General features: G+C 70.1%; 8 protein-coding genes. 5 read left to right on the top strand and 3 right to left on the bottom strand.

Annotated features, from left to right (window positions below; translation table 11 throughout):
* Positions 1–143 precede the first annotated feature (143 nt).
* Entirely contained in the window at positions 144–656 is a 513-nt protein-coding gene (locus tag ACWDVW_RS16445) for a MarR family winged helix-turn-helix transcriptional regulator (RefSeq protein WP_449949270.1), read from the top strand.
* 92 nt (positions 657–748) lie between these two features.
* Here ACWDVW_RS16445 and ACWDVW_RS16440 read toward each other — a convergent pair whose 3' ends face one another.
* The 3 genes from ACWDVW_RS16440 to ACWDVW_RS16430 form a co-directional block, all read right to left on the bottom strand.
* A complete protein-coding gene (locus ACWDVW_RS16440; protein ID WP_449949268.1) occupies positions 749–2,239 on the bottom strand; it encodes a CoA-acylating methylmalonate-semialdehyde dehydrogenase in 1,491 nt (496 codons plus the stop codon).
* 63 nt (positions 2,240–2,302) lie between these two features.
* Complete coding sequence (locus tag ACWDVW_RS16435) at positions 2,303–2,749, bottom strand: dimethylsulfonioproprionate lyase family protein (protein WP_449949266.1); 447 nt, start codon at positions 2,747–2,749, stop codon at positions 2,303–2,305.
* On the bottom strand, positions 2,746–3,534 hold the full coding sequence (locus ACWDVW_RS16430; RefSeq protein WP_449949263.1) for a cupin domain-containing protein: 789 nt from the start codon (positions 3,532–3,534) through the stop codon (positions 2,746–2,748). The genes ACWDVW_RS16435 and ACWDVW_RS16430 overlap by 4 nt, the downstream gene beginning before the upstream one ends.
* A 355-nt stretch (positions 3,535–3,889) precedes the next feature.
* Here ACWDVW_RS16430 and ACWDVW_RS16425 point away from each other — a divergent pair, with 355 nt between their 5' ends.
* From ACWDVW_RS16425 to eutM, 4 genes are all read left to right on the top strand, one after another.
* Positions 3,890–5,503: an ABC transporter substrate-binding protein gene (locus ACWDVW_RS16425; protein ID WP_449949260.1), complete on the top strand. Its 1,614-nt coding sequence runs from the start codon at positions 3,890–3,892 to the stop codon at positions 5,501–5,503.
* 115 nt (positions 5,504–5,618) lie between these two features.
* On the top strand, positions 5,619–7,679 hold the full coding sequence (locus ACWDVW_RS16420) for a hydantoinase/oxoprolinase family protein (protein WP_449949257.1): 2,061 nt from the start codon (positions 5,619–5,621) through the stop codon (positions 7,677–7,679).
* Positions 7,676–9,682, top strand: a complete 2,007-nt coding sequence (locus ACWDVW_RS16415) for a hydantoinase B/oxoprolinase family protein (protein ID WP_449949254.1) — start codon at positions 7,676–7,678, stop codon at positions 9,680–9,682. Before ACWDVW_RS16420 ends, ACWDVW_RS16415 begins: the two co-directional genes overlap by 4 nt.
* Positions 9,683–9,760: 78 nt before the next feature.
* Positions 9,761–10,060, top strand: a complete 300-nt coding sequence (gene eutM / locus ACWDVW_RS16410; protein ID WP_117230296.1) for an ethanolamine utilization microcompartment protein EutM — start codon at positions 9,761–9,763, stop codon at positions 10,058–10,060.
* Positions 10,061–10,066 lie beyond the last annotated feature (6 nt).

The following is a 10,066-nucleotide window of genomic DNA, read 5'->3' as shown; positions in this document are numbered from 1 at the left end:
TTTTCCTATCTGCCCTTTGTGGTGTTTTTCTTTCGGTGTTCCACCCCCCTTCTTTTCGCCTGGCCCATCCGGCGATTTTTTGACGCTTCAAGTTCTACCCGCCCGAACTTGAAGCGTCAACAAGTCGCCGGTAAGGTGCCCTCATGACCAGGGAAGGGGCAGCGGCGAGGTCCACCGGAACCCGGTGGCTCAGTGACGACGAGCGGGCGGCATGGCTGGCCAACTCCGCCATCATGATTAGCCTGCCGGCTGCCCTGGACGCGCGGATGCAACGCGAGTCCCAGCTGACCTTCTTCGAGTACATGGTGCTCTCCGTGCTGTCCGAGGAGCCGGAGCGCACGATGCGGATGAGTCGTCTGGCAGCGCGGACAGCGGCATCGCTGTCCCGCCTGTCGCACGTCGTCGGTCGACTGGAGAAACGCGGACTGCTCGCGCGCTCCCGGATCCCCGGCGCAGGCAGGGCCACCACCGCGACCCTGACCGAGGCCGGCTACCAGGTCGTCGTGGCCGCGGCGCCGGGACACGTCGCGGCGGTCCGCGAGTACCTGATCGACCAGCTCGAACCTGGCGACATCGCGGCCCTGAGCCGCATCGGCACGGCGGTCGAGGCCGCCATCAACCGCGCCACTGCACCGCCCGGGACGTCCGCGCCATAGCCGCTGCCGGCATGCATTGACGCAGGCAGACCGGCCGACGGCGAGATGCGCCGACCGGCGTCGGGAAGCTCGCGCCGGTCGACGCTCGCCGGTCAGGTGGCGGTGGGGAAGTGGAAGTCCGGGCGGGCCGTCGGGGTGGTGCCCGGCCACCTGCTGGTGACGACCTTGCCGCGGGTGTAGAACGCCACGCCCTCCTGGCCGTGGATGTGGGTGTCGCCGAAGAGCGACGCCTTCCAGCCGCCGAAGGAGTGGTAGGCCATCGGCACCGGCAGTGGGACGTTCACCCCGACCATGCCGACCGAAACGGTACGCACGAAGCGGCGGGCCGCCGCTCCGGCGGAGGTGAACAGGGCGGTGCCGTTGCCGTACGGGTTGGCGTTGATGATCCCGATCGCCTCGTCCAGGCTCTCGGCCCGCAGCACCACCAGGACCGGTCCGAAGATCTCCTGCTGGTACGCGTCCATGTCGGGAGTGACCCGGTCCAGCAGGCACGGGCCGACGAAGTATCCGTCGTCGTGGCCGTCCACCCGCAGGTCCCGACCGTCGACGACCACTGTGGCGCCGGCCTTCTGCGCACCGTCCACGGAGGTGATGACGCGGTCGCGTGCCTCGTCGGTGACCACCGGACCCATCTGGGACGACTCCTGGTCGCCGGGGCCCACCACGATGGCCGTGGCCTCCCGCCTGAGCAGGTCGACCAGTTCGTCCCCGGCGGCGCCGACCGCGACCACGGCGGAGATCGCCATGCAGCGCTGTCCGGCCGACCCGTACGCCGCGGAGGTGATCTGCCGTGCCGCCTCGGCCAGGTCGGCGTCGGGCAGCACCACGGCGTGGTTCTTCGCCCCGCCCAACGCCTGCACCCGTTTGCCGGAGGCGGCGGCGCGTTGGTGCACGTGCCGGGCGACCGGGGTGGAGCCGACGAACGACACCGCCGCGACGTCCGGGTGGTCGAGCAGCGCGTCGACCGCCTCCTTGCCGCCGTGCACCACGTTGAGGACACCGTCGGGCAGGCCCGCGTCGGCGTAGAGCTGCGCGACCAGGTTCGACGCGGACGGGTCGCGCTCGCTGGGCTTGAGCACGAAGGTGTTGCCGCAGGCGATGGCGATGGGGTGCATCCACATCGGCACCATCACCGGGAAGTTGAACGGGGTGATGCCGGCGCACACCCCGAGCGGCGCGCGCAGCGAGTACGAGTCGACACCGGTGGAGACCTGGTCGGAGTAGGCGCCCTTGAGTAGCTGCGGGATGCCGCAGGCGAACTCGACGACCTCCCGGCCCCGGATCACCTCACCACGCGCGTCCTCGACGGTCTTGCCGTGTTCTGCGGTGACCAGCCTCGCCAACTCGTCCTCGTGCCGTTCGACCAGGTCACGGAAGCGGAAGAGGACCTTGGCGCGCTGGGACAGGGACACGTCGCCCCACGACTCGAAGGCCCGGGCCGCCGCCGCGACGGCCCGGCCGACCTCGGGCTGGGCGCCGATCGCGACCTGTGCCTGGGGCCGGCCGGTCGCGGGCTGGTACACGGTCGCGTACCCGCTGCCGGCGACGGACGCCCCGGCGATCCAATGTTCGATGCTGCGCACCCTCGTCTCCTTCGTCGATCCACGATTGCGTCGATGTGCGATGGGTCCGGGCCCGATATCGGCCTAGAGCCACCTGGTGCCGATTCCCCGCAGGTCAGGGGTGCTGAAGGAGTACACGAGCTCCATGCCGTCGGCGCTGCCGGTCTCGATCGCGTGGGCGACGCCGGCGGGGATGTACATCGCGGTGCCCGGTCCCGCCTCGAACTCCTCGTCGGCCAGCGTGAACCGGGCCGTACCGGCCAGCACGTAGTAGAACTCGGCGGAGTCGGCGTGCAGGTGCAGCGGGTGGCTCATCCCGGGTTCCATGCGGTAGACGCCGGTCAGGAACTCGCACTCCGGATCGCCGGTGGTGTCCCGGTCGACGAGACGGTGCACCAGTCCCTCGTCGTGCGGGTTGTGGTTGAGGGCGGAGATCAGTTCGTACTCCAGCTCGTCGCGGCGCACGACGAACGGCGGACGCGGCGACCCCGGTGTGCTGCGGCGGTGACCGTCGTGGGGTAAACGGGTCACCGTTCGGCGTCCAGGCTGGTGGCGCCGAGGGGGATCTGCGGGCTGGTCAGGGGCCCGTGGTGCTTGGAGAGGCAGATGGCCTCCCAACCGGTGACCACGCCGTGGATGACGCCGGGCTCCCAGCACAGGTACTCGCCGGCGTGGTACACGTGCTCCGGGTCGGTGGCGCACCAGCCGCCGAGGAAGAAGATCTCCTCGGTGCTGTGGTGGAACTCCAGCGCGGTCTTGGTGAACCTCCGGGGCAGGACGAACAGGATGGTGTCCTTGCCGCTCTCCTCGACCTTGCGCAGCCGGATGCACTGCGTGGGCACCTCCAGGTCGCCGTGGCTGCTGGTGTCGGTGACCCCCGCGAACGCCTCCCGCACCGGTCGCCAGTTCGCCTTGTCGAAGATGTCGACGGTCTCGCCGAGCGGTGTCGACGGTGCCGGTGGTGTGTCGGTGCGGACCTCGAAGGGGGAGTCGGTCCAGAAGATCAACGTAGCGCCGTGCTCCGACGAGATCGGGCCGAGCTCGGTGCCGGAGGGCAGGAAGAGGTAGTGCCCGGGGCGGCACTCGCGCCCGGCGATGGTCAGGTCGCCGTCGCGGACCAGCAGTTCGAGGTCGGCGGCGTTCCAGTGCGCCGGCATGTGCCAGCCGGGTGGGACGTCGACGACCAGCGTCTGCGCCCCGGTCTCCGGGTCGGCGTTGATCTGGCGGGTGAGAAGTCCGAAGGGCAGGCCCGCTGCCCGCCACACGCGCTGCGGCACCTGATCGATGATGACCCGTCGCTTGCCGGCATGAGTCACGGTGACCTCCTTCAGTTGACGCAGGATTGTATGTAATCCGTCGGAGGTCGTCTAGGTCCGTGAGTGGCACTCGCGCTGGCTTCGCAGCTAGTGGCTCTAGACCCTGCGCGGCGCTAGGGTGTCGCAAAGTCCATGTATGCAAAGCCTGGCAGGGGTGCGCGCGCTCCGGCGCGAGCGGGTGCCCGCGGTGCTGGCCGTCGGCTGGTCGCGCCTGGCCGGTCGGGGTGACCCCGATCTGGCTGAACGAAGCCTTGACAGCCGGCAACCTGTATACAAACATCGCATCCTGTGATCCGCTTCACCAAGTCAAGCACGCCTGATAAAGCAACCTTGCACACAATGTGGAGGTGTCGGCATGGGAACGACTTCCGTTCGGATGCGGGCCGTGGCGGCGCTCGCCGTGACGAGCCTGGCTGTCGCGGGCTGTAGTGGAAACGACGGCGACGACGCCGACGCCGGCAGCAGCCAGGCGTTGACCGTCGCCGCGCCCGGAGTGGTCTCCAGCCTCGACTCCGAGCGCTACCAGGGCTTCATCTCGATCGACCTGCTACCCAACATCTCCGGGACCCTCGTGCGCTTCACCAAGCCCGAGGCCGGCGCGACGACCCTGCAGACCCCGGACCAGATCGAGCCCGAGCTCGCCGAGTCCTGGGAGCTCAGCGACGACCGCAAGCAGATGACCTTCACCCTCCGCGAGGCCAAGAGCCAGTTCGGCAACGACCTCACCGCCGAGGACGTGAAGTGGTCCGTGGACCGCATGGTCAACAGCGAAGGCGTACCGATTGCCAAGATCCTCATGGGCATCGGCGGATGGGACATCGAGAACCCGGTCACCGTCACCGACGACCGGACCGTCACGATCAACGTCGCCCAGCCGAACGCGGTCAGCGTCTCGATCCTGAGCACCTTCTTCATGACGATCTACGACTCCGTCGAGGCCAAGAAGCACGCCACCACCGACGATCCGTACGCCTACAAGTGGCTGGGCGAGAACACCGCCACCTTCGGCCCGTACGAGGTGCGCTCGTTCGACCCGGGCAAGGAAGTCCGGCTCACCGCCAACAAGAACTACTTCCGGGGTACGCCCACGGTGACCGACGTGGTGGTGCGTGCCGTCGCCGACACCTCCAACCGGCTCCAACTGGCCCAGAGCGGCCAGGTCGACGTCGCCAGCGCGCTCACCTTCGACCAGCTCTCCTCGCTGGAGAACAGCAACGGCGTCCGGCTCGAACGGGTGCTCTATCCCAACATCGACGTCCTGGTGCCCAACCTCAAGGCCGAGCCCTTCGACGACAAGCGGGTCCGCGAGGCCATCTCCTACGCCGTCGACCGCGCCGCGATCGTCCAATCCGCCTACCAGGGCTACTCCACCGCGTCGAGCGACTTCATCCACGACGACTTCGGCGCTCCGGCGGCGGCGCAGCCCCTCACCCACGACATCGACCGGGCCAAGCAACTGCTGGCCGAGGCCGGCCTGCCCAACGGCTTCCCGATGGAACTGGCCTACAACGCCGCCAACGTCGGCGCGCACAGCGAACAGGTGGCCGTCCTGCTGCGGTCGCAACTGGCCAAGGTCGGCATCGAGGTCAAACTGAACAACGTCGCCTCCGGCGCGGACTTCGACGCCGCCAAGCGCGAGGGCAAGCTGCAGAGCTGGCTGGCCACCAGCACCCCGCTGGTGCCCGACCCCGCCTACTACCTGCAGGTCTTCTACTCCACCGGTGGACTCACCAACCTGCAGAACTACAGCTCCCCGACCGTCGACGGGCTGTCCCGGCAGATCCTCGAAACCCAGCCCGGCCCCGAGCGGGAGGCGTTGGTCAAGCAGGTCAACGACTTCATGGTGGGGGACATGCCGGCCATCCCGCTGGTCGACTCCCAGAAGTTCTACGCCTTCCGCGACGGCGTGACCGGCTTCGTCAGCTACTCCCAGGGCCACGTCAACTACTACGACATCTCCGTCTCCTGACCCGGCCGGCGTCCCCGGTGCACACGCCGGGGACGCCGACCGGCGGGGCCCACGGTCGGACCCGCCGGCGACGACGTTCCGAGACAGCTGACGTACCCGAGAAAGCAGGTCGTTGATGTACCGACTTGGAGTCGACGTCGGTGGCACGTTCACGGACGTCCTTCTGATCGAGGAGGCGACCGGCCGGACCCGCCGCACGAAGGTGCCCTCCACGCCGCAGGACCAGTCCGTCGGCGTCGTCGAGGGCGTGACCCGGGTCCTCGCCGACGCCACCGCCCGCGCGGCCGACATCCGCCAGTTCCTGCACGGCACGACCGTGGCGACCAACGCCGTCCTCGAACGCCGGGGCGCCCGGGTCGGCCTGATCGTGACCGTCGGCTACCGGCAGGTCCTGCACATCGCCAGGTCGTTCGTGCCCGGGGGACTCGGCGGCTGGATCGTCTGGGACCGACCCGCCGAACTGGTCGCACTGGAGGACGTCCGCGAGGTCCGGGGCCGACTGGACGCCCGGGGCACCGAGATCGACCCGCTGGACGAGACGGCCGTGCGGGCCGCCGTCCGCGACCTGGTCGACCGGGGTGTGGACGCGCTGGCCATCGGCTTCGTCAACTCCTACGCCAACCCCGCCCACGAACAGCGGGCCGCCGAGATCGCCGCCTCCGAGGCACCCGGCGTACCGGTCTCCACCTCCGCCGGTGTCCTACCGGAACTGGGCGAGTACGAACGTACCCTCACCACCGTCGCCAACGCCTACGTCCGCCCCGGTGTCGGCGCCTACCTGCGCAACCTCAGCAGCAAACTGGTCGCCGAGGGCCTGGTCGGCGACCGCCGGGTGCTGCGCTCCGACGGCGGACTGATGACCTTCGAACGGGCCGAGGACATCCCGGTCAGCCTGCTGATGAGCGGCCCGGCCGGCGGCGTCGCCGCCGCCGTGGCCCTGGGACCGGCCGCCGGCTTCCGTGACCTGCTCACCCTGGACATGGGCGGCACCTCCACCGACGTCGCCCTGATCGAGGACGGCACCCCGGTCATCCGACGCGAGACGACCGTGGCCGACCTCGCCGTCCGCTCGCCCTCGATCGACGTGCAGACCGTCGGCGCCGGCGGCGGCTCCATCGCCCACGTCCCCGACCTGACCGGCGCACTCCGGGTCGGCCCGGCCAGCGCCGGCGCGCTACCCGGCCCGGCCACCTACGGTCGCGGCGGCGTGCTGCCCACGGTCACCGACGCCAACGTCGTGCTGGGCTACCTGCCGCACGCGCTGCTCGGCGGCGCGATGCCCCTCGACGTCGACAAGGCCCGCACCGCAGTCGGCACCGTGGCGACCAGACTCGGCGTGACGGTGGAGGCCGCCGCCGCCGCGATCATCGACATCGTCAACGAGAACATGCTCGGCGCCCTCCGACTGGTCTCGGTGCAACGCGGCTACGACCCGAGACGCTTCGCCCTCTTCGGGTTCGGCGGCGCGGGCCCCCTGCACGCCAACGCCCTGGCCAGACTCCTCGGCTCGTGGCCGGTGGTGATCCCGCAGTCCCCGGGGGTGCTCTGCGCCTACGGAGACGCCTCCACCGGTGTCCGCGCCGAGGCGAACAAGTCACTGGTCCGCCCGCTCGACGACCTCGACGAGGCGCTGCTGCGCCGCGAGTTCACCGACCTGGCCACCCAGATCGACACCGAGTTCGACCGGGCCGAGGTACCCGCCGACGCCCGCACGGTCCGCTTCGAGGCCGACGTGCGCTACCACGGGCAGGGCTTCGAGGTCCCCGTCAGCGTCCCGGCAACCGGCCAGGGGCCGCTGATCCCCACGCTGCGCGACGGCTTCGACGAGGCCCACCGACGCCTGTTCGGCTTCGCCCTCGACGAGCAGCACGAGATCGTCAACATCCGCGCGGTGGGGGTCTCCGACGCCGAACGGATCCGACCCGTCGAGATCGAGTCGGGCGACCACGACGCCTCCCGCGCGGTCATCGGCGGCCAGCGCGTGTACGTCGACGGCGGCTGGCAGGAGGCCGCCCTCTACGACCGCACCGCCCTGCGCGCCGGCGACGAACTGCGCGGTCCCGCGATCGTGGTCGAGATGGATTCCACCAGCCTGGTCCTGCCGGGCTGCGTCGCGCGCGTCGACAGGCTGGGCAACCTGCTCATCCTGCCCGCCGAGGAGAAGGGGCCCCGATGAGTGCCGTCATCGTCGAGACGACCCGGTCGCCGCGTCCGGTCGACGTCGAGACCGCTGTGCTCGACATCGTCGAGAACGCCCTGCGCAACGCCCGGTTCGAGATGGACGCGGTCGTCCTGCGCACCGCGATGTCCCCGGGCATCCGGGAACAGAACGACGCCTTCCCGCTGATCGCCGACCGCAAGGGTCGGATGGTCGCCGGACAGTTCGGCTCCTTCATCGACGGTTTCCTCTCCGGCTACGACGGCACGGTGGAGGAGGGCGACGTCTTCTTCACCTCCGACCCGTACGCCTGCGACGGCGCGATCAGCCACGCCAACGACTGGCTGGTGCTGCTGCCGATCTACGCCGACGGCACGCTCGTCGGCTGGGCGGCGATGTTCGGCCACATGAGCGACGTCGGCGGCAAGGTCCCTGGAAGCCTCCCGACCGACGCGGTGTCGATCTACGAAGAGGGCGTCATCGTCCCGCCGGTGAAACTGTTCCGCGGCGGCACGCTCGACCAGCAGCTCCTGGACACCGTCCTCAACCAGGTGCGCCTGCCCAACTGGAACCGGGCCGACCTCAACGCGGTCCTGGCCTCCTGCCGGACCGCCGAGACCCGGGTCCGGGAACTGTGCGAGCGCTTCGGCCTGGACACCTACCTGGCGACGCTGGACCTGCTGCTGGAACGCAACCGGCAGGCCATGGCGAAGCTGTTCCGGCAGGTCGTCCCCGAACAGCCGGTCACCTTCGAGGACTACATCGACGACGACGGGCGCGGCACCGGACCCTTCCGGATCCGGTGCACGCTCTGGCGCGACGGCGACCGGGTGGTGCTCGACTTCAGCGGCACCAGCGACCAGGCCGAGGGCTCGATCAACTTCCTGTTGAACGAGAACGTGCTGCGGATGTTCTTCGGCGTGTACACCATCATGGCCGTCGACCCGCTGATCATGTTCAACGACGGGTTCTATCCGCTGGTCGACGTCCGCATCCCCGAGGGCAGCCTGCTCAAGCCCCGACGCCCGGCGGCACTGTCCTGCCGTACGCACGCCCTGGGACGGCTCTTCGACGTCCTGGCCGGGCTGCTCGGCCAGTGCCAGCCGGACTTCCTCTGCGCGGCCGGCTTCTCGTCCAGCCCACACCTGATGTACTCCGGCCTGGACCGTTCCGGCACCTGGTTCCAGCTCTACCAGATCGGCTTCGGCGGGGTACCCGCCCGACCGATCGGCGACGGCTTCGACGGCCACTCGATGTGGCCCTCGTTCACCAACGTGCCGAACGAGTACCTGGAGGCGTACTACCCGCTGCGCATCGAGTCCTACGAGTCGATCCCGGACTCCGGTGGCGCCGGCAAGCACCGGGGCGGCAACGGCATCCGGGTGGGCTACCGGTTCCTCGAACCGGGCGAGGTCTCCATCCACGACGACCGCTGGTTCACCAAACCCTGGGGCGTGCTGGGCGGCGAGCCGGGACAGCGCGGCACGAAGATCCTGGAACGGGCCGACGGATCGCAGCAGACCGTGCCGGCCAAGTGCGACCACGTCGGCGTGCGCCCCGGCGACCTGCTGCACTTCGTCACCTGGGGTGGCGGCGGGTGGGGCGACCCACTGGAGCGCGACCCGGACCAGGTGCGCCACGACGTCGAACGGGGACTGGTCACCGTCGAGGGCGCCCGCCGCTACGGGGTGGTCCTGGTCGGCGACCGCGTCGACGACGACCAGACCCGCAGACTCCGCGCCGAGATCGCCGCGAACCGGTCGGAGCTGCCCCGGTTCCACCGCGGCGGCACGGTCGACGAACTGCGGGCCCGGTGCCGCACCGAGACCGGCCTGGAACCGCCCCGCGACCCGGCACCCACCCGCGCCCCGGCGCAGGCCACCGGCGGCACCGGACCCGGCAGCACATCGTCGGCGGCACCCGGTCGTCAACGGGCGACCGAAGCACGTCCGCAGACGACCCCCCGCACCCCACTGGAGGTGCTCGTGCACCGCATCGCCCGGCAGGTGACCGGGCGATGAGCCGGACCAGCAAGGCCCACAACACCGGCGGACACCCGTCCGCCGACGAACTACCGGAGGAGAACTGTCATGGCTGACCTGCAGATGTCCGCGCTCGGAATGATCGAGACCCGTGGCCTGGTCGCGGCGATCGAAGCCGCCGACGCGATGGTCAAGGCCGCCACCGTCGTGCTGGTGGGCACCGAGTACGTCGGCGGTGGCCTGGTCACCGTGGTCGTGCGCGGCGACGTCGGCGCGGTCAAGGCCGCCACGGACGCCGGAGCGGCCAGCGCCTCCCGGCTCGGTGAGGTCGTCTCCGTGCACGTCATCCCGCGCCCGCACGGCGAGGTCGAGGCGATCCTGCCGACCGGGGCCACCCGGGGCGGAACCAAGGCCTGAACAGGG

The organism is Micromonospora sp. NPDC003241, assembly GCF_053589795.1.
This window is presented reverse-complemented; position numbering and strand designations above follow the sequence as displayed.

What these genes read in the sequence shown, in the direction of transcription:
- ACWDVW_RS16445 (WP_449949270.1), top strand. Translation starts at nt 144, where the DNA reads ATGACCAGGGAAGGGGCAGCGGCGAGGTCCACCGGAACCCGGTGGCTC.
- ACWDVW_RS16415 (WP_449949254.1), top strand. Translation starts at nt 7,676, where the DNA reads ATGAGTGCCGTCATCGTCGAGACGACCCGGTCGCCGCGTCCGGTCGAC.
- ACWDVW_RS16425 (WP_449949260.1), top strand. Translation starts at nt 3,890, where the DNA reads ATGGGAACGACTTCCGTTCGGATGCGGGCCGTGGCGGCGCTCGCCGTG.
- ACWDVW_RS16420 (WP_449949257.1), top strand. Translation starts at nt 5,619, where the DNA reads ATGTACCGACTTGGAGTCGACGTCGGTGGCACGTTCACGGACGTCCTT.